Here is a 25695-nt window from a genome sequence, read left to right on the forward strand (position 1 = left end):
TTGCAACAGCAAACTATTTTTCTCCTTTATGCAGATCATCCTATCCGGAGTAACCATTGATATGGAATTGCACGCCATTCATATCCACAATGATAAAGCGCTGTGGCAGTTCCTGGACAAAGGACCAGAGCAACATACGGAACAGTTGGTAGCCGGGATCTTACAGGCCTATGAAGCACAATACCGTTGCAAACTGGAAATTGCGCCGGATTCCCTGGTTGTGGAGATCTGGGGGCATGTATACGTAGACCAGTTTGCGGATTTTATTGCGCGGCTCACTGATCTGAAGCTGGTAAAAAAGCTCCTGCATCCCGTTCAAAAATATTGCGCGGTGATCGATTGCGGGGAAAAGGAACATGATACAAACCGCTGGTTCTGGGACCTGCTGGCGCCGCTTAAAGCAACCATTGGCGGGTGGCTGCCGGGAAGTGAAGAGACCTGTTAGGTCTGCCCGCGGTGAGCAAAGACCTAACAGGTCTTGATGGATTACTCCAGCACTTTTATCTCCGTACGCCGGTTCAATTGATGTTGCTCCTCGCTGCAAGGCACATCGTTGCCGCAGTCGTTCAGTAACCGGCTTTCTCCATAACCCTTTGCCTTCAGGCGGTCTGCCGCAATACCCCTGCTTACCAGGTAGCGCACGGCTGATTCTGCGCGCTTGCGGGATAAGGTCATATTAAACGCATCACCACCGCGGCTATCGGTGTGGGATGATAACTCTATTTTAACCGCGGGATTTTCCTTCAGGGTGGTTACCAGGTTATCAAGTACGGCGGCGGCATCCGGACGAATGTCCCATTTATTATAATCGTAATAAATATCTTTTAAAACAATGGATGCGTCTTTCTTCAGCTCCATCACTTCCAGCGCCAGGTTTACATAAATCACTTCGCTACGGTTCAATCCTTTTGTGGTAACTTTTTCCCGGTTGGAGAAATAGCCCTTGTTCTGTGCGATGACGTTGTAATCCGTTTGCTGATCCAGCTGGTAATAGAACCGGCCAACGGAATCGGAGGTTTTCTGCTCCGCGCTGCCGCGGGTCACATTGGTGAGAGAGGTCTGGATAAACGGAAGTGGGCCCATGTCCGCCTTGTTGATGGTTTTCCCTGCCAGGGTAAACCGGATATCATTATGGATCAGCTCCCGGTAAATGGTTGCTGCCGGCGCGGAAAAATCAGCAATAGCAACGGCCGCTTCCGTGGTTTTAATACCATTCTTGATCCCGGTGATTTTATAATTCCCGGTTGCCAGCGCCTTTTGTAAGGGGATACTGCCATCTTCCCGGGTCATGGTTTCTATAACAGATTCGTCGCCTTCTTTTTCAATCCGGATATTCACACCATCCAGCGGTTTTCCGGTGGGTTTGTCGATCACCTTTACCGCCAGGTTTTTATCGGCGGGTGGTTGCGCCGGTACCACTACCGGTGGATCATTGACCGGCACCGGCCGTTTTTTGCCCAGCCAGATCTTCAGGCCCAGGCTGGCACTTAAAAAGCCGAGGTTCTTTTTTTCGGTATAGGGCCGGGTAAACGTGTATTTATCGGAATAACGCATATCCCGTTCGGAGGCGGCATCTGTTTTATAGAGATTGATGCTGCCGCTTACGGTACCGTTGGATGCTGCCTGCCCCTTCATTTCAGGGGAAGGAATGTACCAATAGTCAACACCGGCTGACAACGAAACCTTGGGGGAAAAGAAAAACTCCAGGCTGGCTCCCCCGCGGGCAAGGAACTGCATTTTGTTTTTTTCTTTAATATCTGCCGGACTGGCGGCACCGCTGGCTTTATAAGCATCATAAAAAGCGCTGCTCATGCCATATTTTTCATAATTGCCCTCCACATTTGCGGTGGCCGTACCTACTGTTGGGCTTCCGATAGCCACCTCGTTAACAGGAGCACTGGAGACCAGGGTATTGTTATAACTATAGGTATACCGATCCGGAGACGCCCCATTTCCTTTCAGGTAATAATAACCAAAGCGATTCATGGAAATACCTCCCTGGGCGTAAACCGAGCCCTGCAGCTTTTGTCGCCCAAACCAGAGGCGGGGGCCGGTTAGTAGATAGTATCCCTTAAAATCTTTAACGGCGCTTACCTGCTGGGTACTTTCGGGAAATGTAAAATAATCGTTTTTTGCCTGACCAGAGTCCAGCGCATTTTTAAACTGCCCGGAATTACCCATTCCCCGCAGTACCTCTTCAGCAGTGGCGGTAAAACGGTGCATTTCCGGATGATTTCTTTTGATTTGGAGCATGCCAACCGCCAGCTCCCATCCAAAAGCGTTCTTCCGCCAGCCACCGTTCACTTCTGCAAACATTCCATTGCCCAGGTGATAAAGCGGGTTATCCCAAAGGGATTTGTTTTTTAAGAGGTAGCCGCCGCGCAGCCCGGTATAAAATCCCGTTTGGTACAAAGGATATCCCGGATCATCGGTGCTGGCAGTGCTGGTAACAACATCATCTTGTGCCATAACTACCTGCATGGTGGCCAGCAGGCAGACAAAGGAAAGCAGTAACAATCTTTTTTTCATGGTCGTTTTGAATAAAATAAAAATGGTTATAGTAGCCAGATTTGCGGTAAATATAGATGAAAAGCCGCATGTATAAAAACCTGGGTCCAATATGTAGCGCTACAGCCTCCCTCATTTTGGCGATAGTATCACCGGGGCGGAAGGGGTAGCTTTACCTATTCATGATTAAACAACAGGCATATGAAAACAAAATGGGTGTGGATCCTGCTCCTGCTGGCAGCCTATAAAAGCGGCTCCGCCCAATGCGGGTATTATTTTTTTCAGAAAAACAAAACCATCACCATCGGGATCTTTAATAAAAAAGGGAGCTCCGACGGCAAAGTAGTATATAAAACCACGGAGATAACGGCCAGCGGAGGCAATAGCACCGCGGCATTGCGATCGGAGGTGTTTGACCGTAAAGACAAATCCCTGGCGGTATCTTCCGGTACTGTTCAATGCAAGGGCGGTGTGCTGCTGATGGATATGAAAATGATGCTGGCGCCGCAACAAAGCGGACAATTGCAATCGACGGAAGCCAGTGCCAAAGGCATGTACCTGGAGTATCCTTCCTCTCTCAGTGTTGGACAGGACCTGGAAGACGGCAGTTTTGAAATGGATATGAAGATGGCAACGGGTATCCCGGCTTCTGTATCCCTGGATATAACGAACCGCAACGTGGAAGCAAAGGAAAAGGTGAGTACCCCGGCCGGCAGCTGGGATGCCTATAAGATTACTTACCAGTCAAAAATGCTGATCAACATGGGCTTTGGAGTGCCCTTTAAAATGGAAACAACGGAATGGTTTGTACCGGGATTTGGCGTGGTGCGCTCCGAATCGAAATACGGAAAAACCGAATTGATTTCCATTGATTAGCTAACCTTCCGGACATTTTTTGCCCGCAGATCGCGCAGATGAAACGCAGCGGCAGAAATTGCCAGCGGAAAGATCCGCGGAAATCTGCGGGAAAATGGCGACCGGAAAGTTCCTCTTAAGATTGAAACAACGGAATGGTTTGTACCGGGATTTGGCGTGGTGCGTTCCGAATCGAAATACGGAAAAACCGAATTGATTTCCATTGAATAGCTAACCTTCCGGACGTTTTTTGCCCGCAGATCGCGCAGATGAAACGCAGCGGCAGAAATTGTCAGCGGAAAGATCCGCGGAAATCTGCGGGAAAGTGGCGACCGGAAAGTTCCCCTTAAGATTGAAACAACGGAATGGTTTGTACCGGGATTTGGCGTGGTGCGCTCTGAATTGAAGTATAGAAAAACCGAATTAATTTCCATTGAATAGCTAACCTTCCGGACGTTTTTGCCCGCAGATCGCGCAGATGAAACGCAGCGGCAGAAATTGTCAGCGGAAAGATCCGCGGAAATCTGCGGGAAAGTGGCGACCGGGAAGTCCCCTTAAGATTGAAACAACGGAATGGTTTGTGCTGGGCCTCAGTGTGATGCGCACGGAATCGAAATACTGGAAAACGGAATTGATTTCGATAGAGTAAGCTGTTTGTATTTTTTTTCCGCAGATAGCGCAGATGAGGCGTCGATGGGAAAGCAATCAGCGAAGATCAGCGGAAAAAATCCACGAAAATCTGCGGGGAAGTGGCCATTAAATAGCTAAGCCTCTTTACGCCTTTCTTTTACCTGCAGATGAAACGCAGAGGCGGAAGTCATCAGCGAAGATCAGCGGAAAAATCTACGGGATCAGCGGGAAACCTGCCGGAAACCCTTAAGATCATTTACCCTGCCTATTATTGTTCCCTTATCGCGTTTTAGATTCTATACATTACCTTAGCGGAATGGAGAAAAAGTTATTTCTGTTAGACGCGTACGCGCTCGTTTTTCGCGCCTATTATGCACTTATCCGCAGTCCCCGCATCACCAGTAAAAATAAAAATACCAATGCCCAGTTCGGGTTTACCAACACCCTGGTAGAGCTGATCAATAAACAAAAGCCCTCCCATATGGCCGTTTGTTTTGATACACACGCCCTTACGGAGCGCCATACGGATTATGCCGATTATAAGGCCAACCGCCAGGAAACACCGGAAGATATCATGATCGCCGTACCGGATATTAAACGTATCATTAAAGGATTTAATATACCGGTGATCGAGTCAGACGGTTACGAAGCGGACGATATCATCGGAACCCTGAGTAAAAAAGCGGCAGCAGCGGGGTACGATGTATTTATGGTAACACCGGATAAGGATTATGGACAGCTGGTTACTGATAAAATAAAGATCTACAAACCCGGTTATCAGGGTGGTGATGTGGAAATTATGGGGCCCGAGGAGGTTTGCGCCAAATGGAATATAAAAGACGTATCGCAGGTGATTGACGTACTGGGACTGATGGGCGATGCCGTTGACAATATCCCCGGGATCGCCGGTGTGGGAGAAAAAACAGCGGCCAAGCTACTGGCGGAATATGAAACCCTGGAAAATGTGGTCGCTAATGCGGACAATATAAAAGGCGCCCTTGGCCGGAAGGTACAGGAGGGTAAGGATCTGGCCATTCTTTCCAAAAAACTGGCTACCATTATTACGGATGTGCCGGTTGAATTTCATGAAGAGGATTTTCAAATCAAGGATTGGAATAAAGACGAATTAAAAGAGGTCTTTGGCGAGCTCGAATTCCGGACACTGGCCAAGCGCCTGCTGGGAGATGAAGCCGGCGAACTGGCTGCCCCGGCAGCAAAAACGCCGGCCAGCAAGGGATTGCAGATAGACTTGTTTGGAAATGTAATCGGCGGAGCGGAAGCAGCGGAGCCGCTGCCTGCGGAAACGGAAGCCGCTTCTGAAGGCTTTACAACCTTAAAAACTATTAAAGATACGCAACCGGTTTATGAAGCCGTAACCGGGGAAGCAGCGATCGCTGAACTGGTAAAAGAATTGCTGCCGGTAACGGAAATCTGTTTTGATACGGAAACCACCAATATCGATGCGAATCTTGCAGAATTGGTGGGCATGAGCTTTTCCATTAAGGCAGGAACCGGGTATTATATTCCCTGCCCGGCCGAACAGGAGGAAACAAAAAAGATACTGGCGTTGCTGGCGCCTTTATTTGAAGATGAAAGCAAGCTTTGGATCGGCCAGAATTTAAAATACGACCTGCTGGTATTAAAATGGTATGGTGTGGAGCCCAAAGGGAAGATCTTTGATACCATGCTGGCCCATTACGTGATTGAACCGGATGGTAAACGGAGTATGGACCAGCTGAGCGCCAAATATCTGGGCTATGAACCCATACATATTGAAGAACTGATCGGCAAAAAAGGGAAGACCCAGGGCACGATGCGGGATGTGGAAATTGAAAAAATAAAAGACTATGCAGCCGAAGATGCCGATATTACCCTGCAGTTGAAAGAAGTGTTTGAACCCCTGTTGGAGCAACGGCAGGTGCGGCAGGTGTTTGAAGAAGTGGAAAACCCGCTGGTACAGGTGCTGACCAATATGGAATTTGAAGGGATCCGCATTGATGAAGAGTTTTTAAAGAACTATTCAAAGGAACTGGAAAAGGATGCTGCCGAAGCAGAAAAAAAAGTATTTGAGATCGCGGGGGTAAAATTTAACCTGGCATCGCCGAAACAACTGGGAGAGGTGCTGTTTGAACGGCTGCAGCTGGACAGCTCGGCCCGAAAGACAAAAACCGGCCAGTACCAGACCGGAGAGGATGTGTTGTTGAAGCTGGCAGCAAAGGGGCATGCCATCGCTGATCAGATCATTACCTTCCGGGAGCTGACCAAACTGCGCTCTACCTACGTGGATGCCCTTCCGCAGCTGATCAACCCCAAAACAGGGCGGGTGCATACCACCTATGGGCAGGCCGTAGCGGTTACCGGCCGGCTGGCCAGCAATAATCCCAATCTTCAGAATATACCCGTACGTACCGAACGGGGTAAAGAGATCCGGAAGGCATTTATTCCGCGTGATGAACGGCATGTATTGTTGTCGGCCGACTACTCGCAGATTGAGCTCCGGATCGTAGCGGCCATGAGCGGTGATCCCAATATGGTCAATGCCTTCAAACAAGGCACTGATATTCATACTGCAACTGCTTCCAAAGTGTTTAATGTGGAGATGGAAGCGGTGACCCGGGAAATGCGCTATAAATCAAAGAGCGTAAACTTCGGAATCATTTATGGTCAGGGCGCTTTCGGCCTGGCGGATAACCTGGGCATTTCCCGTACCGAGGCCAAGGGCATCATCGATAGCTATAAAAAAGAGTTCTCCGGCATCCAGCGGTATATGGACGATACCATCAATTTTGCCCGGGAACACGGCTATGTACAAACCCTGATGGGACGCAAGCGCTGGCTAAAGGATATCAACTCAAGCAATTTTACCGTAAGAGGCTTTGCCGAACGCAACGCCATTAACTCTCCCATCCAGGGAACCGCCGCCGATATGATCAAGCTGGCGATGCAAAAAGTGTATACCGCCATGAAACAAGAAGGCTTCAAAAGCCGGATGATCCTGCAGGTGCATGATGAGTTGATTTTTGATGCGTTAAAAGAGGAAGTACATGAACTAAAACCATTGATCATTGAAAATATGCAGATCGCATTGCCGCTTCCTTTTGATGTACCGGTGATTGCGGAATGCGGAGAGGGTAACAACTGGCTGGAAGCACATTGATCTGCCGAATCATGGCTTCCGGCTGACTTAAAAAGACTGCAAGGGAAGATAATCGGCATATGGGAATACTTTCCCGTTTATTGGCAAAATTGACTATTTTTAAAGTTTAAACTACGTCTTATGACCACCATTTTGAGCAGAACCGCGCTAATTGCTTTTGTATGTTCCCTGGTACTGGTTGCCTGCCGGAAAAATGATAAGCCAACTCCACCGGAAAATAAAGTGCCCAGTGTAAATGATTCCATGTACTTTCTTTTTAAGGACCAGTACCTCTGGAATGATGTGATCCCCGATTCGGCAACGTTTAAGCCTAACAGCTATGCCAAAACGGAAGACATGTTCAATGCGCTGATCAGCTTTAAAAAACAAAACGGAAAGAACCTGGATAAGTACAGTTTCCTGGATGATGGCACCGTTGCCGGCGAGATCGGTGGCGTATCGGGTGGTTTTGGAATGGATGTAAACTACAATGCGCTGAATGATCTGCGTGTGATTTCTGTTTATCCCGGCTCTCCGGCCTATTTGCAGGGCATCCGCCGCACCTGGAGGATTACGGCTATTAACGGGAACGCCAATATCAGTTATGATGGCAGCGGACCTAATGTAACCCGGGTTATCAATGGTATCTATTATAGCAACAGCAGTTCCCTGACACTGCAAAAGCCGGATGGCAACTCTGTGACAGTTACAGTAAACGCCGCTGATTTTAATATCAATCCCGTTTTGTACAGCAATATCCTGAACCTGTCCGGAAGAAAAGTAGGATACATTGTGTTTAACCAGTTTATCCGGTTAAATAAAGCGCAGCCCTATGTGGACCCGGTATTCGATAATTTTATCAGCAATGGTATTACGGACCTGGTGGTAGACCTGCGATATAATGGAGGAGGCGCTGTTGAAACAGCAGAATACCTGGCTAACCTGATCGCCCCCTCTTCTGTGGGAACGGAAACGAACCTGATGTACACGGATAATTTTAATAGCAACCTTTCAGCACACCGGTATAGCAATTATCTAAAAACGAGGATGGTACCGGGCGCCGATTACTCATGGGGAGCCGTTTTTGATTCCTGGGTTGCCCTTGCTGCCACGCCGTTTAAAAAAGCAAAAACACTCAATCTCTCCTCCGTGGCCTTTATCGGATCCGGACAAACGGCATCTGCCAGCGAATTGCTGATCAATGTGCTAAAGCCTTATATGACGGTAAAACTGGTAGGCGATACTACCTATGGAAAACCAGTGGGATTTCTAGGTATGCCCGTTGGTAAGTTTGATATGTATGCGGTATCAATCTGGTCGAAGAATAAAGACGGGGAAGGTGATTTTTTTGACGGAATGATCCCAAGCGATGCCGCTGTAGTGTTGTCCGGTGAAAAATACGAGGATTTTTCCAAAGACTGGGGCAATACGGATGAGATCTACCTGCGCAGGGCATTGAGAGTTTTGGGCGTTACCCTTCCTGCTCCTCTCATGAGCCGGACGGCGATCAAAGAACCTGCCAGCAGCCGTAAGCTGATGATCCGCAATCCCATGCCGGATATGCATTTTAAAGGAATGATCGAAACCCGGAAGGGATTGCTATATTAAAAACAACGGTGTCGCTGTGTTTGCGAACCTGTTATTACAGCCTTTGGGCCTTTTATAATGAACCGGCATCAATATTAGGCAGGATTTGTGTCCGCACAGGCAATGTGTGGTTACTTGTTTTAATAAAAAGGATACCGGCGTATTACCAGGCGCGTACCGCTAATCGTGTGCTGATAGATGAAGGTCAATAGCTGACTGCTTTTATTGGCAGCTGCCGTGCGGGGTCGTCAGACCCAGCCTTTTTTAACGGCAATCAGTACCAGCCCAACCCGGTTCCGCACCTCTAGTTTTTCCATAATATTGGTGGCATAGCTTTCTACGGTACGTGCGCTTAAAAAAACGGAGGCTGCGATTTCTTTATACGTGGCATCGGAACAAAGCCAGGGGATCAGCTCCCGCTCTTTGGGACTTAGTTCCTGCTGTGTTACCTCTTTTTTGATATAATCATTGGCCAGGGCCTTACTTACCTTGGCATTGTAAAAGATGCCTTCTTTCACAATGGTATTAAGGGCGTGGGCCAGGTCTTTTTGCTGGATGCTTTTTAATAAATAACCTTTTGCGCCGGAACGGATCATCTTAATGATCTTTTCATCATCGTCCTGCATGCTCAATGCCAGCACGATGACGCCCGGATGATGTTCAGTCAACCATTGGGCCACTGTATAACCATCCATTACCGGCATCTGCACATCCAGGATCACTACGTCCGGGATATTTTTGGGATGGTGGAACCGTTCGATCATTTCGTTGCCGCTGCTGCATACATACAACACATCAAAATTGGGAATGGAGCTGATCATGGTCGACAGCGCCTGTGCAATCAGTACATGATCGTCAACAATGACAATGCTATGCCTCATGTTCGGGGATTTTGTTTAAAGGTAATGAAATGTGCAACTGCGTACCGTTGTTGCAGCTCCAATGACAAGTGGCGCCAATGCTCTGAACCCTCCGCTCAATGGATTGCAGGCCGCTGCCACCACTGATGCGGTAGCCGCCCACCCGATCCCAATCGATCCCCTTCCCATTGTCGGAACAGGCGATCTTGAGTACCGACCCGGCTAATGCCACCTCGATCTCGATGGCGGTACCGCCGCTGTGTTTTAAACTATTTTGGATAAACTCCTGGCAAATACGCACGATAGACAGGTTGGTATGCTCGTTCAGTAATCCGGATACATCCCGGTGACAGGAAAAAAATGTTTGACAGAGCCCGCTTTCATTGATTCGTGCCATTTCTTTTTCCAGGTAGTGTACAAAACTGAAATCGGAAAAGTTTTGCGTGGTCAGCATCTTGCTGATGCTGCGCAACTCGTTCAGCGACTCCTGGATGAGCACATTCTGCGCCGCGATCCTGCGTTTGATGTCGTCCATATCATCCGATTGCAGCGTGTTTTCCATCTGCAGATACGTAAGCGTCAGTTTTTGCCCGATCGTGTCGTGTAATTCACTGCCGATGTTCTGCATCAGTTTCTCCTGTACTTCCTGCCGTGTTTCCAGCAGCTCCTGTTTGTGCAGGATGGCATTGGCCTCCCGCTCCCTTTTATAAAGGATATTCCGCCGGCGGATACTGATAATGATAAAGTATACGGCCATTACAAGCAGCAATACGGTCAGAATCACCGAAAGGAAAAAAACATTTATTTCTTTTTCGCCCATAGGAATCCAAAAGTTATAATACCATATAAAAAATAATTAAAGGCAAAGAACAGGTAGTAGTAAATATAAAACAGCCCGCGATAGGTATCAAACAGGTAAAACTTGGTAATATTGTAGGGAAGAGTACCCAGGTAAAACAGAAGCAACCCGATGGAAACATACATAAACGGGTCCCGCGTCACTTCCTCAATTTCCTCGCTGTTCATCAGCTCAAACAAGTAATGAAGGCTGCACGCGGAGATAAAAATAGCCTCCAGGGTATAGTTAAACGTATTGAACTGATGCGGATCCCCCGCGATGAATTGCAGCAGGGTGATAAAGAGCACGACGCTTATAAACCCTCTGATGGCATGTTTCCAGTAAACCAGCCTGGTTTTTCGGTAGAAAAATAACAGCAGGCAAATACACTGCACCGGGAGCATGCAGTTGTACCAGATATTGGTAAAACGTACCAGGGGATCCGGCTGCATTAACATGCGTGCAAAATATACTGATGTTTCGGCAATGACCACTGAAGCGAGGAAAGCTACGATCAGCCCTGCATCCCGGTCACCCTTTCTTAAGAAAAACAGTCCCGTTAAAAAACCGGTCCATTCTAAAAAAATCAGGATATAGAAGGAGATCATTTTTACGGAGCCTTATACTGTCAAAAGATTGTTCATTATTCCACACTGGGGGGAGGACAGGCGCCGCCCTGGTTCAACCCAACTTCTTCGGTGCTGGCGGGAGGCGGAGGAAGGAAGCTCATTGTCGTTACCAGTCTTCGGTTAGGACCCGCAGTCAGTAAGGGGTGCAGTTGTTTCCCTCTGTCCGGAATTTTACCTGAGGGAAGAAAATCATGATATTGTGCTGTTTTTAAATCCTTGTAAGCGGGCACCAGAATCAGGGTATGACGGCCTTTGAGACTGGCATAATCTGCGCTGCCAGGTTGAAGGCCCGGATATGCTGCGTCGTAAATCTTTAAGCCGAGTTCAGAGCTGGTTACTTTTGCGCCATCGGGTTTCACCAGTTTCCCATTCCGTACCAGTTCATCCATGGTATATACCAGTTTTTTGATACTGTCCAGTGAAAATGTGGTCAGCCGTGAATCCCAGAAGGTAGTCTTTTGTATGGTATCAGGTTTATTGCCGAGGTATCGGTTAAGGCCTTCGGTAATGAACCGGTATTGAAATTCCCGGAATGTTTTGGTCATCTCCAGCGCTTTGTCAAGATGTACATAATTCAGCCGGATATCTTTGGGGTTCACACTGCCTTCCGATACAAAAAAACGGGTATCATTACTGCCGGATTCCCGCAATTTCCGGTTTTCTAAAAACAGGTAAATAAGCCCGGCAAGCATGACCAGGAACAGTAACAAAGAGGGAAATCGTTTCATAATAAATGGTTTTAGTTTTTTTATTGTTTGATATGGCAGGATAAAGCTAGATTCAAATACCGAATGATAAAAAATAAGTTTGTTGCGAGTGCAATCGTTGGTTTATAAAGGGCTTAATATCAATAATATGCATTTGTTGTTTGATTTGTGCCGGCCGGAAAGTTTACCCGTAAAAATACGGCAACCCAATCAGGGAAAATCCCCCTGAAATTGGGTATTTATCCCATAGGCAGTGGCAGGCCGGCGTTGCATCTTTGTAATGCAGAACAGTAAACGGTATCCTTAAAACGGATGGTGTATCTGGCAACAAAAAAGTGCAAACATCAAGCAATGCAATCATAAAGCCAGTCTCTGAAAAACGCAATCAATCAACATACATGCCCTGACTTATCGGAAATTCAGTCAAACAGCTAAACGCTAAAAACTCCAATGGGTCGTCCTGCGAAATGCAGGATGGCCCCTTTTTTGATAGAGATGGAGGGGATAAAATACTTTGGAGATCCCTGCATTAAAAGTTAAATTGCAACAACGGGTATTTTTTGAGATGCCTTAACATTTCATTGTTTACTTTTATTTTTTATTATCAGATTTGTACCACTCATGACAAAACCAGCACAACCCCAGGGCGCTTTTTCATTTCTGGATGAAGTGGAAAAGGTAGAGCCGATACCAAAGCCCAAAAAGAACATATTGAGGCCACCCGCAACGATTGAGCTGGAGGTAACAGAAGAGGAGACGGTGCTACCGGCACAGGAGGAAGCTGTTGTGACCGGCGGGGAAGATGAATTGCCGGAAGATGCGGTGATAACAGCAGAAGATCCGGATCATGATGAGGAGCCTGAAGCCGCGGACGAAAGTGAAAAAAGCGCTGATCTGCCTGAACGGCGGCCCCCGGGAACGCGGGGACGGAGGTCTGTACGGGAGAACAGTATTGCAGCTGATGCCGTGGAAATGCCGGACGAGGAGGAGCTGTTTAAAAAACATTATTACAGCATGGGTGAAGTAACCGCAATGTTTAAAGAAAGCCACTCACTGATCCGGTACTGGGAATCGGAATTTGATATTTTAAAGCCGAAAAAGAATGGGAAAGGGGACCGTTTTTTCCGGCCACAGGATGTAAAAAATCTTTTCCTGATTTACGACCTGTTGCGCCGCCGGAAATTTACCATTGAGGGAGCCAAGGAATATTTAAAAAATCATAAAAAGGCAGATGAGAAATTTGCGGCAGTGCAGTCGCTGCAGCGGATCCGGGGGTTTCTCCTCGAACTCAAAGCCGGGATCTGATCATTGAAGGTTCGTATAAAAGACGGACCTTTTTTATTTCAACATGGTTTTTTGGGTTGTGGTACAACGTTGGTGCAGGGATCATGCGTCCCTGTGTTGTGAAATTGGTAAATTGTATGAAAAAAATTATTTTGGCAGCTGCTTTATCATGTGTTTCAATCCTAAGTCAGGCCCAGCAATACGAAGTGGCGCTGGAGGATCATAACGGCAAGCAGGAAAAAATATACCGGGGGCATATTACAGACAGCTTGCTAAAGGCTGATACAACCTTTAAGTGGTTTGCTGAAGGCGAAAAAATTTATGAGCCCCGACCGGAGGTAGTAAAGACGGTGAAGAAGAACAAAGAGCAGATTTGGTTTAAGGTATTTATGGGTACCTGGTGTCCGGATTCACACTATGTGATTCCCCGTTTTTATAAGATACTGGAGGAAGCCGGTTTTGATAAAGAGAAAGTGTCCCTGCTGGCCGTTGACCGGAGCAAGAAGGACAAGGGGAAAATTGCGGAAAATTTAAACGTAACCCGGGTGCCTACGATTATCGTTTATCATCATGATACGGAACTGGGCCGTGTGGTTGAATATGGCGAAACCGGCAGGTTCGATGTAGAACTGGCTGATATCATTAAGAAGGTAAAATAAGTCCGGATCATTGATGCTGAAACGCTGGAAAGCGGGTCCTTTTACCGCGGCACGTAACCTGAGGCCATCCTGCATACGCCATTCAAAAGCTGTTAAAATTTAATGCTCCGGTGCGGCTGTATGCTGCGGTGTGTCCTGGATGATCTTAATATCACTTACACTTTGTGCTGTGGCAATATTCAGCTGCTCTAGTAGGGCAAGTACTTTCAGCGTATTCCGTTCCCGGATCACATTAAACTCCCGTGCATTAGCCCCGGTAAAATATTCACAATTGATCAGAATGGCGTTTGCTGTAATGCTTGTTACAAATGCAGAAGCAGAAAGAACGCCGTCCCCGCTCAGGATCTCTCGGATGCCGTTGAGTAGTTGTTCAATGGCGCCGGCGCTGGTGGAGGAGGAAACCTCCAGTTTTAGTTCGGCCCTGCGCTGCACGCGGTTCGACTGGTTATCGAGGACACTGTCTACCATTTGTTTGTTAGGTACAGTGATATACGACTTGTCATCTGAGCGGATGCGGGTGCTTCTTAAACCTATTTTTTCCACAACTCCGGAAACAGAATTGAGTTTTACGGCGTCTCCCGTAGCAAAGGGTTTATCAAAAAAGATAATAAAAGATGCAATCAGGTTCTCCAGGCTTTCTTTTAACGCCAGGGCAACCGCGGCGCCCACAATACTCAAACCGGTAAGCAACCCCTTTATGTCGTAGTTGAATGTGTATTTTAGTATAAAAAGCAAACCAATAAGCGCTACCAGTACTTTAATCAGGTCCTTAAAAAAGAAAATCAGCTGGTGGGTTCCCTGACCCGTTTGTTCCTTCATGTAAACCCCCTGCACCATCAGCATCACAAAGTCAATCATCTTTATGATAAACTGGAAGAAGGTAAAAATGATAAAGAATGTGCCTGTCATCCGCAACAATTCCCTGAAGGTAATCTTATAAAGCGAAAACTCCAGTTCTGAAGGAAGCGTTAGTTTGTCAAGGGCCGTGACTGTGATCAGCACTGCGAAAAAAAGCCCCAGGGGTTTGGTCGCCAGCGCCCGGAAGGTTGGAAAATCAATATTCTTCCACCGGATCTTCAGTATTTTGAAAATCGCCAGGGCCAGGTAATGTGCAATGTATTTTTTAAACAGCAGCACAAGGAGGATTGTGGCTCCTACAGCAATATAGGACCGTATCGAATTATTAAAGTAAACCTGGTCTAAGAACGCATTCATGAAACAAAAATAAAAATTAATGATCAGATTAAAGCTCTGCCGGCCGGCGTCTGCGGCGATATGGTGTATAGAACCACTAAACAGAAAAATACCACATGCAGTCATCAAAGCATGCATCCTGACTATAGCCGAAGGGAATAAACAGAAAGCCCATCTGCATCCAATACATACAGCCGGCCGTCTTCAAAAACATATTGCCGTTTACCCTGTATAGCGGCAGGAATCGGCCATTCATCAAATTTGAGCGTATTGAGGGTGTACCGGTAGAACCGGCCGGCATCATTGCCGTAGATATATTTATCAGTGATGCGGAGATTGCGCCAATGCGTAATGGCAATGCGGCCTTTATAGGCGCCATAATAATCGAAGGTGTAAATGCCCTGGGTCGAATCATAAAGATAGATCAACTTGTTCCGGTCGATGACCTGCAGGGGGGTAAGCGTTTCGCTAAAAAGTTGGCGGAAATCCGGTGTTTTGGACAGGATATTGCCGTTGTCATCAATTTTTTTTAAAGCATTCTCCATGTTGTCATATAACCAGATCTTTCCGTCATAGGAGAGACCTACGGCTTCTGCATTGAAGATTTGCTGCCGGCGCAGATCGATGTTGTTTACAGGAGACAATACCCGGTCCAGCATTACAATCGTTGCGAAATTCTTATAATATAAAAGTACGCGTAAAGGGTTCGATACATCCAGCAGGGAGGCAGTGCCCAGTTTTTTTACGTTATTGTACACTGCAACTGAATCTCCTTTTTCATTTAGTTTTTTTAGCTGGTTATTGGCGTTCAGCAGATATAGATTCTCCAGGTTATCTACTGCCATGAAGGTGTAATTACCCGGTAAGCTGCGCAGCTTTTCCACGGAAAGCTGGCCATTTACTGTTACATACAGTAATAAAACAATGATTAATAAAAAGGACGGGCGCTTCATCTGCGGATTATTTTTTCTTCTTTATTCAGGTAAGAAATCAGCTGCAGATCATTTCCGTCAAAAACGGCATAAGTGAAAAAACGGATCCAATCACCCAGGTTGATGTAGCGGCTGGTAGCAGTAAGACGAAAGTCGATGGGCAAATGGCGGTGTCCGAAAATGAAATAGTCGTAATGTTTTTTTTGCAATTGTTCTTTGCAGTAGGTGATCAGCCATTCCCGGTCTGCACCCAGGAAGGTTTCTTCCGTACTGCCGGTTTTGGCCCGGCTTTTACGGCTCATGTAATTGGCAGTTCCGATACCCACCATGGGCGGCAGTATACCAAACAACCATTGACAAACCGGGTTCCGGAAGATCTTTTTTAGTCGCTTATAGCCATGGTCCCCCGGGCCAAGGCCATCTCCGTGGCCGATCAGGAATTGCTTTCCGTTCCAATCAAATTCCTTTGGCTCAAAATAAACAGGCATATTCAGTTCCCGTTGAAAATAGTCTTTCATCCACATATCGTGGTTGCCCACAAAAAAATGAAGCTGGATGCCAATGTCCGCCAATTCGGCTAACTTACCCAAAATGCGCACATAGCCTTTGGGCACCACATGCCGGTACTCGTACCAGAAATCGAACATATCGCCTACAATAAAGATCTCGGCAGCTTTGTCTTTAATTTGGTCCAGGAACCGGACCAACAGTTTTTCGCGTTCCAGGCTGTCTTCATAGGTGGGAACTCCCAGGTGAAAATCGGAAAGGAAATAAATATGTTTACCTGCTTGCAAATTGATGTATAAATTTACGCAAAGGTAATCTATAAAGAGGAAAGAACCGGTTGACATGTACCGGCTAAGCGGATGTAGCGATGCCTTTTAAGTACGTGCTGGGGAGTACTCACCAATCGATCCGTATCCGATTTCCGAGGACCCGGCAACTGTATTTAACGAACGTCGGGATACCTATCTCCTGGAATTCAGGTATTCCAGTACATCTCCCGATTCAATAACCGGTCTGTCATTAATATTATGGCTGAACCAATACACCCAGGCTTCAAAAGGTTCCTGGTTATGAAAAACCTGCGAAAGCTCCCGTTTATAATCGGCCGTCTCGCCAGCTTCAGGATTCACCCCCTCATACCCATCCAGTTGGGCAATGGCGTATGATAGCTGATGTGTATGGCGGATTTTGTAGAGTTCCCCGATGATCTTCCGGCCGCTACTGTCCGGAAGGGCGGCCGGGTATTCACCCAGGTCGTATAAGGTTCCGGCTACAGTGGCTGGTCCGAGCAATTCGAAATAACGGGCAATATATTCATAGGCCGGGCTTTTGAACCCGCTTAACAGGGAGCCGTATACAAACAGGTAGTTGCTTTGCATATAAGTAGGTGTTGTTATTCCGAGGTGTCGTCAATTAAAAAAACAAATACTTCTTTTGGACCATGCACACCTACCACAAGGGTTTTTTCAATATCTGCTGTTCGGCTGGGGCCGGTGGCAAAAGTCATCAGGGAGGGTATTGTATTTCCATACCGTTCCTTTAATCCTTCTAATGCATCTTTTACATCAAAAACCAATTGGCTGGTGTAGGCGATGCAAATATGAACCGGTGCGTAAACGCTGGTCTTACGTCCACTGCGCTGTGCCGCGCTCATAACAATACTTCCTGTACGGGCTACCAGGTACTCGCAGCTGGTGATGGCTACGTCACAGCCTTCGAGATCTGCGGGGTTGTTGCTGATTTCCAACTGCTGGCCAACCAGTACCGCCAGTTCCGGTTCCTGGCAATATATTTTTTGCCAGCCGGTTTTCGATAATAATGCATGAAACTGGCTGATCAATTCTTTCCGGCTTAAACAAAAGGCAAATTGGCCCTGGAGTGCAGTAAAACGTTCTGCAAATTCGATCTCCAGTTCCTGGTGAAGCGGCTGAAAAACCAGCGATTGTCCCTCACTTTTGGGAAAAGGAATGGGTGTTGGCTGGCTCAATGCTTCCCGGATCTTCTTTAGTACGGTATCTTTTGAGGATCTGATCACAGTGCGAATTTAGTTAATTAGCGAACGTAGCGGATGGAATCGGCTTACAATATTTTAAAACAAGGACGGGTGCGATTTCTGCAGGATATGTAATATCTTGTTGGCTACAAATGAACAGTATGAAGCACTATTTTTCTGTTTTGTGGATGGTTTTGTTTTTCGGATCCTGCGGCACAGGTGACGCAAAAAAAACTGAAGAAGCCGGTTCCGTAAAGGACAGCACTGCAGCTCAGGCTTCGATCCCCGAAGACACGGCCCGCCTGGTGGCCGGCATCCGGTCCGAATTCGAACGCATCCATAAAGCGCCGTTAACATCCAGGCAGTTTAGCTGGCGAAGCCCCGAAAAATGCGAGCCTCCTTACCAGGAAGGTACCACCACGTACTATTATGATCATGGAAAGTTGGTAAAGATTCACAATCATGGTGTCGAGGACCACGGTGAATGGAAGGAAGATTATTATTTTCGGGACGGAGCACTGATTTTTATATATCTGGATAATGCCTACGGCGGTGCGGCTAACCCTACAGCATATAAATACCAGTGCCGGTATTATTTTAACAGTAATCACCTGATAAAAAAACTGGAATCTGCCAATCCGGAGTATCATCTGGAACAGGACAGGATCGACAATATGGTCAGAACCGCAGGCCGGTTGTATAGTGCGACGGACAGTATTACTATTAGCCGGATCCTTACCTGTGAAGAATGACCGGCCGTTGAATTGAAGACGGGCCCTGAAAAAAGGTTGTAACCTTATAAAAGGGACCGTTTTGTTGTGCGTGTCCGATAGGTTTCCCCGAAGTGCAGGGAAGGCGTACAAAATCATACCTCCAGGTTTGCCATTAAAAGCTGATAAAGCCGGTTAAAGTACGATCGCATTTAAGACTGTCCAATAAAAAAGCGTTGTTTCTGTAAAAAGAACAACGCTTTTAATGTTATTTACGGGCTGGTTAATTTGCCGTCGGATTGGGGTTGGTGGGCGGTACTCCACCGGGTACCGGCTCAATAGGAACGATTGGAGGCTCATCCGCCAGTAACTTTTTTTCTTCAAACGGGCGCTTACCAATCAACGCTTCCACGTCCGCCTGGAACAGCACTTCTTTTTCTAATAGCGCTTTTGCAATGATCTCTACCTGGTCTTTCTTCTCCGTCAGCAGCGATACGGTTTTATCATAGCATTCTGCAATGATGGCCCGTACTTCCTCATCGATGAGCTTAGAGGTCTCCTCGCTGTACGGCTTGGTAAAGGAAGTATCCTGGTGCGGGTTATAGAAGCTTACATTGCCCACTTTTTTGCTCATACCATACACGGTAACCATAGAGTAGGCAATTTGTGTTACATTTTCGAGGTCGCTTCCGGCACCGGTGGATATTTTTCCAAAAAAGATCTGCTCGCTTACACGTCCGCCCAGGGCCATGCACATGCGGTGTACCAGGTCTTCCGTACGGTAGAGGTACTGCTCCTTGGGTGTATATTGCGCGTATCCCAGCGCGGCTGTTCCTCTTGGAACAATGGTCACTTTCAGTAAGGGATAAGCATGTTCCAGGAACCATCCTGCTACTGCATGACCGGCTTCGTGGTAGGCGATCACTTCTTTTTCATGGGGCGCAATGATCTTATTCTTCTTTTCAAGACCGCCAATAACCCGGTCGATCGCATCCTGGAAGTCGGCCATATCCACCCCGTTCTTGTTTTTACGGGCTGCGATCAATGCCGCCTCGTTACAAACGTTGGCGATATCAGCACCGGCAAAACCGGGCGTTTGCTCTGCCAGTTTGTGAATGTCCAGCGATTCGGAGGTCTTAATTTCTTTTAAGTGTACTTTAAAGATGGCTTCACGGCCGGCCAGGTCGGGCTGGTCGATGGTGATCTGGCGGTCGAAACGGCCAGGACGCAACAGTGCAGAATCCAATACATCCGGACGGTTGGTGGCAGCCAGTACAATGATACCGGTGTCGGTACCAAATCCGTCCATTTCCACCAGCATCTGGTTCAATGTACTTTCCCGCTCATCATTGCTCATCATGGCATTCTTGCCACGGGCCCGGCCAATAGCGTCGATCTCATCAATAAAAATGATACAGGGAGCTTTTTCACGGGCCTGTTTAAACAGGTCGCGTACCCGGCTGGCGCCTACACCTACAAACATTTCCACAAAGTCGGAGCCACTCAGGCTGAAAAAAGGTACCTGTGCTTCACCGGCCATAGCTTTTGCTAAAAGCGTTTTACCGGTTCCGGGGGGACCTACCAGCAAGGCGCCTTTGGGAATTTTACCACCCAGACTGGTGTATTTTTTAGGATTTCTTAAAAAGTCAACAATCTCCATGACTTCCACTTTGGCCTCATCCAGCCCGGCAACATCTGCAAACGTGATGTTTACCCGGGTACCCTTGTCAAAAAGCGTTGCTTTCGATTTACCAATATTAAAGATACCGCCGGGTCCGGCACCGCCACCGGCACCACCGCCCATTTTACGCATCATAAGGATCCACACCCCGATGAGTAGCAGAAACGGCAGGATAAAACTGATCGAACGGCCCAGGAAATCACTGTCCTCATCCACATCCGCCGCAGGTGCTTTTACCTCCGGGTGGGTTTTGTAGAAATCAGCCATGGACTCTTGGAAATTATCACCGCTGGTGATTTTGAAGAATAATTGCGGGTCGTTGGATGCCCCTAGTGTCGATTTGGGATTGGTTTGCTTTGCAAGATCCGGGTATTTCTGGATGCTGTCTTTATTCAGCCATACACGCACTACATTCCGGTTGTTGATCACCACGTATTTCTGAACATCGCCCTTTTGCACCATTTTTTTGAAATCCTGAAAATTAGTTTGATTGCTGCTGGAGCCAAACGGGTTCAGGAATTGCAGGGCCAGCATAATGGCCAGGATGATAATAAATGCCCAATAGCTGCCAAATCTCACCTTTTTGGGTTCATTACCGCCTCCATTGCCCGAAGGCTTCGGTGAAAACGGGTTATTCCGCTGTTTTTCTTGTCTGTTATAATTGTTTTGAGACATTTTCTGTAATTATGATACTATAAGGCAAATTTTATTGAAATGTTTAAAGAGGTATTACTATTTTTCCTCAATCAAGGCTCTTTGTGCTCTTTTACACTACTGTCACTCCACATTTCCTCCAGGTTATAGAATTTGCGTTGTTCGGGCAGCATGATATGAACCACGATGTTCACATAATCCATTAATACCCATTGCAGTGTTTGTATGCCTTCACGCTGGTATACATTTTCACCGGTTGCCTCTTTAACCCGGTATTCAATGTTATCCGCGATCGATTTGATCTGGGGACCGCTTGTTGCCTCGCAAATGATAAAAAAATCTGAAACGGCTTCGGTTATCTGCCTGAGATCCAGCGAAACAATATGCTCACCTTTTTTTTCCTGGATGGCAGTAATAATCGTCTTGAAAATTTTAGAATTTCTTGTAAGCCTGGCTGTACCGGAAATTTTACGTTTTGTTAGCGATGCTAATGGTTCCAAATAGAAGAATTTATATTTTTTAACGGGAATCGGCTCCTTTACAGGAACAGTATCCTTAAACTTATTTACTTTGTTCAAAAATAGCAAATATTGATGCAAAAAAAGGCAGAAGCCGCCCAATTTCCTGCTGTCCTTGAATTGCCGCAGGTAGACAGTACCAATAACTATGCCCTTAGCCGGATACGTGAAGGTTTGGCATATCATGGTATGGGCGTTTTTGCACATGAACAACTGGCCGGCAAAGGGCAGCGGGGGAAAAAATGGGTTACAGCACCCGGGCAGAACATTCACCTGAGCCTTATTTTAGCGCCTAAAAGCCTGGAATTGGATCATTTATTTGCACTCAGTGCGATGATTGCCGTGGAAACCCGCGCGTTTTTAGCTGATCTGGCGCCTGGCAACTGGTTTATAAAATGGCCGAATGATATTTATTTTCAAGACAGAAAGGCAGTTGGGATGCTGATTGAAAACATCGTTACCGGACAAAAATGGAAATGGGCGGTGGCCGGAATCGGGGTCAATATCAACCAGGATCACTTCCCGGAAGAACTGAAACAGGCGATTTCATTGAAACAGATAACCGGGAAAAACTATGACTGTCTGGAACTGGCCAACGGATTAGCGAAACGTATTTTTACCCGGTTTGAAGCATTGGATGCGGGTTTTGAGGAAACGTTTACCACTCTGATTGAACAATATAACCGCAGTTTATATAAACGGAATGAACAGGTAAGGTTCCTGGATGAGACCGGCACGCGGTTTTCTGCGGTGGTAAAGGCGGTAAGCAGGGATGGCCGGCTGGAGCTTGAAGGGGTTCCGAAGCAGGTATATGATTTTGGAGAGCTGAGCTGGCTGATGGGTAGGGGTTAACCACCGTATACGCAGATTGTTTTAATAATCGCATTCTTCGTATCCGGTATATCAGGCCTGTGCTGAATCGTTCTTTTTTAATTCAAACCGGGCAAGAATCGTTGCATCGTGTTCGGCTGCCCTTGCTTCTTTTTCAAGCGGACAGTTGTAGTACCCGTATTTTACAGACTGTACAAAGTATTTGAACAAAAATTTCAATACTCCATATCGCTGGTATTGTTCAATATGCTTCAGCTCGTGCCGTACCCAGCGTTCATCTGCAAGAAATACAGCCTGGGTAACACCGTATAAATGAATGGTATGCCCAATGACCATCGCTATATTTCCTGTTTTCAGTTTGCGGGCTCCCAGCCGGGCGATGAATGAATTTTCTTTAATGCGGAAAGAAAGCATGTTTAATGGTTCAAAAATACGGCAGAAATTCCGCCATAAAAAAGAGTACCTTGCAAATATGGAAGAAGATCATATTTTAAATGAACCGGCACCTGCTTACCAGAAAGCATTTTACACCATTCCCGAATACCTGGAAATGGAAAAAGCTTCAGATAAAAAACACGAATACTACGAAGGCGGGATCTTTGCTATGGCTGGTGCAGGTGCTCGCCACAACATTATTTCCTCCAATATGATGGGGCAATTGTATATGCGGCTGCAGGGGAAACCGTGCAGACCTTTTGGAAGTGATATGCGGATTCATATTCCTGAGAACACCTTGTTTACCTACCCGGATATTTCCATTATTTGCGGCGATATGATTCCTTCCCCCGAAGGTGAGGATACCATTATTCAGCCGACGGTACTAATTAAAATCCTCTCAAGGTCTACCCGGGACTATGACCGGGGCAGCAAATTTAAATTATACCGTGATATCCGGACATTGAAAGAGTACATTCTGAGCGACTCCGAAAGCATCGGCATAGAAGTCTTCCGGCTTAATGCTACAGGACATTGGGAGCTGGAAGAGTATAAAACACCGGGCGAAACATTATGCATCAAGGCGATTGACACAACCATTCCGATCGATAAAATTTATGAAGGCACTAAATTAACCGTTTAAGGAAAGGGCTTCTCCAAGGTTTATTTTTTCAGCTTGCTGATGATTTCTTCCGCGTGACTGGCGCTTTTGGGCTTAAGGAAAATTTTCTGGATGATGCCTTTTTCATCGATCACAAAAGTAGTCCGGTGCAAACCCATATACTTATTTCCAAACATCTGCTTTTCGCCCCACACACCGTATTTTTCAATAATGGTATGCCGGGGATCAGCGATGAGTGGAAAGGGGAGCGAAAATTTCTTTTCGAATTTTTTATGTTTTGCTTCGTCGTCGGGGCTGATGCCAATAATCTGTAAGCCTTCTTTTTTTAGCAATGCGTAGTTGTCGCGTAAATTACAGGCTTGTATGGTACAAGTGGGTGTATCATCTTCAGGATAAAAATACAGGACCACTTTTTGTTCTTTAAAATCCTTCAGGGAGATCTTGTTTCCATCCTGGTCGGTACCTGTAAATGCCGGGGCTTTGTCTCCTTCTTTTAAATGCGTTGCCATATAATTGTAAACAGTTTTTGATCTTATTTTTTCTTCTTGCCGGCGGTCTTTTTTGTGGTCTTGCCGGCAGCCGTTTTTGCAGCTGTTTTAGAACGGGTACTGCTTTGTTTTTTTGTAACCGTATGTTTGCCGGAGGCTGCTTTCCTGGTGCTGGTTTTAGACCGCTCCCGTACCGGTTCATCTGCAACGGATCCGCCGCCTCTTCTAAACTTCCAGCTTCGCTCGGTTTTGTTGCCGACAATATCTGTAACAGTTACAGTAAGCGTATGTTCACCAGGAGGGACTTTTTCGTCAAAATAGTAAAGATAGGTCCGGCCCTTGTCATTGGTAAACCGGATCCAGCGGCCGTCGATTTCTGCGCGGAAACCGGCTACACCGAAGTTATCGGTGGGTGTGAAAGCGATCCGGGAACTGCGGCTGAGATTGACAATTTCACCGCTGCCCAACGAATTGATGGAAGGAGGAGTATTGTCAACAAAAGCTTCAAAGGTTCCGAAATCGCGAAAAAGAGCACTGACCCATTCCCCGTTCCAGCTGGCTTTCTTTACTGTATTGCTGCTGCCGGTTCTTTTGATCACCACCCGGTCGCGGTCTTCCGGTGCTACAGGTTTTTCGGGTTTGACGCGTACCTCAAAGTCGCTATGCGCCGGAATGTCATTTTCTCCCAGTTTATGCCTTGCCGAAATGCTGCTTCCGCCACCGGAAGCAAAGCGGGCATAACCGGAGTTCATCTTATCATATAAGACAAACATGGGCAGGTAGGCCTCAAAGTCGTATTTGAAAATCCGGTTCAACCGGTTGGGCAACCATTCATAAGGTTTAATGCCAGGCGGTGCTGTGCCGCTATTCCTTAGTTTAAAAGAAAGCGTGGAGGAATTACCCCGGGTATCACTTACCAGAATCAGTACATCATGCTCGCTGGTATCTTTTAAGCGGATGGTATTATTGTTCCATCCCAGGTCATAATAAACCCCGCCCCGGTCGCCGGGCAATTTGGAAAGATGCTGTACCCAGGCGCCGCCGTTGGCCTTCATTTTATAATCAATCTGGCAATTCATATACCGCGTGCTGTTATAGCCGATGCTGTCGATGTAAAAGCTGGAGACCTCCCGGCCATCGAAAAAGAGTTGGGCACTGTAAATACCATCGCGGTTACCGGCGCTGTTCCAGGTGTCGTAAGCCTGTATGGCAAACCCCAGGTTGTTGAAAGCGGTTTGGAGCAGCTCACCTGGCACCGTGTAGGCAGAACCGGATCTGTGAACGGGAATGCTCACTGGGTACTGATCATACGTACTGTTATTGCGATCGTACATGACCAGCTTCGCCACAACGGGTGGATAAATATCGTTAAACGGAGTGCCAAACAGATCAGGATTCAATCGTCTTCCTGATTTGGTATCGATCACTTCCCAATGTACATGAGGTCCCTGAGAACCGCCGGTGGTACCGCTGTAGGAGATAAAGTCGCCCTTTTTCACCGGGAATTTCCCGGGCGGAATATCCAGATGCGTTTCCCAGGATTCTTCCTGGTACTGATGGTTGGTTACGTAGGCTTCAAGATCGGGGCGAAAATCATTCAGGTGACCATAAAGGGTAGACAATCCGTTGGGATGATTGATAATGATCCAGCGCCCCCAGCTCAACGGTTCAATACCTACAAAAGCAATATAACCATCTGCCGCAGCTACCACTTGTTGATTCACTTTCTGGTTGGTTCGCACATCCAGTCCCATATGCCAGTGATTGGGACGCAGCTCGCCCATATTGGCAACAATATCGGGGCTCAGTAATGTTGGCCACCTAAAATAATTTTGCGGATACACCGGTTTCTTATAAAGTTGGGCATGCGAAAAAAAACCGGCTAACAAGAACAGCGGGAAGATAAAATGCTTTGCCATCGGTTCAAAAATAGGGGAA

24 protein-coding genes are annotated in these 25695 nt (G+C 46.8%); 9 read left to right on the plus strand and 15 right to left on the minus strand.

The window, feature by feature from the left end; translation table 11 throughout:
* The first annotated feature begins 28 nt into the window (after nt 1–28).
* On the plus strand, nt 29–445 hold the full coding sequence (locus LL912_RS19495) for a hypothetical protein (RefSeq protein WP_235555281.1): 417 nt from the start codon (nt 29–31) through the stop codon (nt 443–445).
* Between the two features lie 41 nt (nt 446–486).
* Here the strand turns inward: LL912_RS19495 and LL912_RS19500 are convergent, their stop codons facing one another.
* A complete protein-coding gene (locus LL912_RS19500; RefSeq protein WP_235555282.1) occupies nt 487–2529 on the minus strand; it encodes an OmpA family protein in 2043 nt (680 codons plus the stop codon).
* A 180-nt stretch (nt 2530–2709) separates the two neighbouring features.
* On the opposite strand from LL912_RS19500, the gene LL912_RS19505 reads away from it, so the two are divergent.
* From LL912_RS19505 to LL912_RS19515, 3 genes are all read left to right on the plus strand, one after another.
* Nucleotides 2710–3384, plus strand: a complete 675-nt coding sequence (locus LL912_RS19505; RefSeq protein ID WP_235555283.1) for a TapB family protein — start codon at nt 2710–2712, stop codon at nt 3382–3384.
* A gap of 925 nt (nt 3385–4309) precedes the next feature.
* Entirely contained in the window at nt 4310–7150 is a 2841-nt protein-coding gene (gene polA / locus LL912_RS19510) for a DNA polymerase I (protein ID WP_235555284.1), read from the plus strand.
* Nucleotides 7151–7270: 120 nt separating this feature from the next.
* A complete protein-coding gene (locus tag LL912_RS19515) occupies nt 7271–8737 on the plus strand; it encodes a S41 family peptidase (protein ID WP_235555285.1) in 1467 nt (488 codons plus the stop codon).
* 227 nt (nt 8738–8964) lie between these two features.
* Here LL912_RS19515 and LL912_RS19520 read toward each other — a convergent pair whose 3' ends face one another.
* Genes LL912_RS19520 through LL912_RS19535 form a run of 4 tightly spaced genes read right to left on the minus strand, consistent with a single transcriptional unit; the run spans nt 8965 to nt 11771 of the window.
* Nucleotides 8965–9597 (minus strand): response regulator transcription factor, encoded by a 633-nt coding sequence (locus tag LL912_RS19520; protein WP_235555286.1) that lies wholly within the window; start codon nt 9595–9597, stop codon nt 8965–8967.
* A complete protein-coding gene (locus LL912_RS19525) occupies nt 9587–10396 on the minus strand; it encodes a sensor histidine kinase (protein ID WP_235555287.1) in 810 nt (269 codons plus the stop codon). Before LL912_RS19525 ends, LL912_RS19520 begins: the two co-directional genes overlap by 11 nt.
* Nucleotides 10378–11022: a hypothetical protein gene (locus tag LL912_RS19530; protein WP_235555288.1), complete on the minus strand. Its 645-nt coding sequence runs from the start codon at nt 11020–11022 to the stop codon at nt 10378–10380. The genes LL912_RS19525 and LL912_RS19530 overlap by 19 nt, the downstream gene beginning before the upstream one ends.
* Nucleotides 11023–11057: 35 nt before the next feature.
* Nucleotides 11058–11771 (minus strand): prominin family protein, encoded by a 714-nt coding sequence (locus tag LL912_RS19535; RefSeq protein ID WP_235555289.1) that lies wholly within the window; start codon nt 11769–11771, stop codon nt 11058–11060.
* A 600-nt stretch (nt 11772–12371) separates the two neighbouring features.
* On the opposite strand from LL912_RS19535, the gene LL912_RS19540 reads away from it, so the two are divergent.
* Both LL912_RS19540 and LL912_RS19545 read left to right on the plus strand, forming a co-directional pair.
* On the plus strand, nt 12372–13055 hold the full coding sequence (locus tag LL912_RS19540; RefSeq protein ID WP_235555290.1) for a MerR family transcriptional regulator: 684 nt from the start codon (nt 12372–12374) through the stop codon (nt 13053–13055).
* 116 nt (nt 13056–13171) lie between these two features.
* The gene (locus LL912_RS19545; RefSeq protein ID WP_235555291.1) at nt 13172–13693 is read left to right on the plus strand and encodes a thioredoxin family protein; all 522 of its coding nucleotides are present in this window, start codon (nt 13172–13174) and stop codon (nt 13691–13693) included.
* A 99-nt stretch (nt 13694–13792) separates the two neighbouring features.
* Here the strand turns inward: LL912_RS19545 and LL912_RS19550 are convergent, their stop codons facing one another.
* The 5 genes from LL912_RS19550 to LL912_RS19570 form a co-directional block, all read right to left on the minus strand.
* Entirely contained in the window at nt 13793–14908 is a 1116-nt protein-coding gene (locus LL912_RS19550; RefSeq protein ID WP_235555292.1) for a mechanosensitive ion channel family protein, read from the minus strand.
* Nucleotides 14909–15030: 122 nt separating this feature from the next.
* Nucleotides 15031–15840: an NHL repeat-containing protein gene (locus LL912_RS19555; protein WP_235555293.1), complete on the minus strand. Its 810-nt coding sequence runs from the start codon at nt 15838–15840 to the stop codon at nt 15031–15033.
* On the minus strand, nt 15837–16613 hold the full coding sequence (locus tag LL912_RS19560) for a UDP-2,3-diacylglucosamine diphosphatase (RefSeq protein WP_235555294.1): 777 nt from the start codon (nt 16611–16613) through the stop codon (nt 15837–15839). The genes LL912_RS19555 and LL912_RS19560 overlap by 4 nt, the downstream gene beginning before the upstream one ends.
* 174 nt (nt 16614–16787) lie before the next feature.
* Nucleotides 16788–17204, minus strand: a complete 417-nt coding sequence (locus LL912_RS19565; RefSeq protein ID WP_235555295.1) for a gamma-glutamylcyclotransferase family protein — start codon at nt 17202–17204, stop codon at nt 16788–16790.
* Between the two features lie 14 nt (nt 17205–17218).
* Nucleotides 17219–17860, minus strand: coding sequence for a LutC/YkgG family protein (locus LL912_RS19570; RefSeq protein ID WP_235555296.1), 642 nt, complete (start codon nt 17858–17860; stop codon nt 17219–17221).
* A gap of 119 nt (nt 17861–17979) precedes the next feature.
* Here LL912_RS19570 and LL912_RS19575 point away from each other — a divergent pair, with 119 nt between their 5' ends.
* Nucleotides 17980–18570 carry a hypothetical protein gene (locus LL912_RS19575; RefSeq protein WP_235555297.1) on the plus strand — a complete coding sequence of 197 codons (591 nt, stop codon included), beginning with the start codon at nt 17980–17982 and terminating at the stop codon, nt 18568–18570.
* Between the two features lie 241 nt (nt 18571–18811).
* Here LL912_RS19575 and ftsH read toward each other — a convergent pair whose 3' ends face one another.
* Both ftsH and rsfS read right to left on the minus strand, forming a co-directional pair.
* Entirely contained in the window at nt 18812–20884 is a 2073-nt protein-coding gene (ftsH, locus tag LL912_RS19580) for an ATP-dependent zinc metalloprotease FtsH (protein ID WP_235555298.1), read from the minus strand.
* Between the two features lie 71 nt (nt 20885–20955).
* The gene (gene rsfS, locus LL912_RS19585; protein WP_235555299.1) at nt 20956–21363 is read right to left on the minus strand and encodes a ribosome silencing factor; all 408 of its coding nucleotides are present in this window, start codon (nt 21361–21363) and stop codon (nt 20956–20958) included.
* A gap of 93 nt (nt 21364–21456) precedes the next feature.
* On the opposite strand from rsfS, the gene LL912_RS19590 reads away from it, so the two are divergent.
* Nucleotides 21457–22233, plus strand: coding sequence for a biotin--[acetyl-CoA-carboxylase] ligase (locus tag LL912_RS19590; protein ID WP_235555300.1), 777 nt, complete (start codon nt 21457–21459; stop codon nt 22231–22233).
* Nucleotides 22234–22284: 51 nt separating this feature from the next.
* Here LL912_RS19590 and LL912_RS19595 read toward each other — a convergent pair whose 3' ends face one another.
* On the minus strand, nt 22285–22626 hold the full coding sequence (locus tag LL912_RS19595; protein WP_235555301.1) for a DUF4157 domain-containing protein: 342 nt from the start codon (nt 22624–22626) through the stop codon (nt 22285–22287).
* Between LL912_RS19595 and LL912_RS19600 the strand changes: the two genes are divergently transcribed.
* Nucleotides 22610–23290 (plus strand): Uma2 family endonuclease, encoded by a 681-nt coding sequence (locus tag LL912_RS19600; protein WP_235555302.1) that lies wholly within the window; start codon nt 22610–22612, stop codon nt 23288–23290. The genes LL912_RS19595 and LL912_RS19600 overlap by 17 nt on opposite strands.
* A gap of 20 nt (nt 23291–23310) precedes the next feature.
* Here LL912_RS19600 and bcp read toward each other — a convergent pair whose 3' ends face one another.
* A complete protein-coding gene (bcp, locus tag LL912_RS19605) occupies nt 23311–23778 on the minus strand; it encodes a thioredoxin-dependent thiol peroxidase (protein WP_235555303.1) in 468 nt (155 codons plus the stop codon).
* Between the two features lie 23 nt (nt 23779–23801).
* On the minus strand, nt 23802–25676 hold the full coding sequence (locus LL912_RS19610; RefSeq protein WP_235555304.1) for a M23 family metallopeptidase: 1875 nt from the start codon (nt 25674–25676) through the stop codon (nt 23802–23804).
* Nucleotides 25677–25695: the final 19 nt, after the last annotated feature.

The sequence above is a fragment of the Niabella agricola genome (genome assembly GCF_021538615.1).
Classification (GTDB): domain Bacteria; phylum Bacteroidota; class Bacteroidia; order Chitinophagales; family Chitinophagaceae; genus Niabella; species Niabella agricola.